Origin of the sequence: Microseira wollei NIES-4236 (assembly GCF_020521235.1) — a bacterium.
GTDB classification, from domain to species: Bacteria; Cyanobacteriota; Cyanobacteriia; order Cyanobacteriales; family Aerosakkonemataceae; genus Microseira; species Microseira wollei.
Genome location: NZ_BLAY01000519.1, coordinates 1 through 595, shown reverse-complemented (window position 1 = coordinate 595; position 595 = coordinate 1). Strand labels below are relative to the sequence as shown.

At 49.4% G+C, this 595-nt stretch carries 1 protein-coding gene; it reads left to right on the top strand.

The features are described 5' to 3' along the window. Positions 1-370: 370 nt before the first annotated feature. Positions 371-538: a YlcI/YnfO family protein gene (locus MiSe_RS49640; protein WP_226594988.1), complete on the top strand. Its 168-nt coding sequence runs from the start codon at positions 371-373 to the stop codon at positions 536-538. The last annotated feature ends 57 nt before the right edge of the window (positions 539-595 follow it).

Here is a 595-nt window from a genome sequence, read left to right as displayed (position 1 = left end):
ATGTGAAGTACCCCACCGCATAGGCGGATGGGGCTTCGCGTCTCATTCGCCGTTGCTCTGTTGGGTGTATCTATTGCTAGATACCCGGAACTAAATCCGGTCTGAGTCTTACACAGCGTCTGGAGGTGTTGTTCACCTTTGTCTCCTCAAGGAGAACCCGCGCAGCCGCCCTGCTTCCCAAGGCAGTTATTTCTTTTCCGTACAGTAGGCGTGGCTTATTTTTTTACCGCAGAGCTAACCTAAGCGAACCAGTGGTCTACTCTTTCCCCCATTCTCACGCTAGTTACCGTGGCAAGCATATTACTGCTACTGTGGCCTGTTGTTTGCAGCCGTGTGGGTGGGTCGCAACCCGTACTATAGTAGCACTACCATGGCACTGGTTTCAATGATGAAAGCGCTAAATATTCGGTTTTCTGACAAGGAACACAAAAACTTGCAGCAAGCAAGTCAGCAGTTTTCGCGTTCTATTAATGAGTTGGTGCGAGAAGCCGTTAGAGAGTATTTGCTAAAGTTGGGGGCATCGAACCCCCAACTTTAGCAGGCTATCCATCCCCACCGTAAAAGACGGTGGGGAATTCCGCAGAATTAGTTAAAA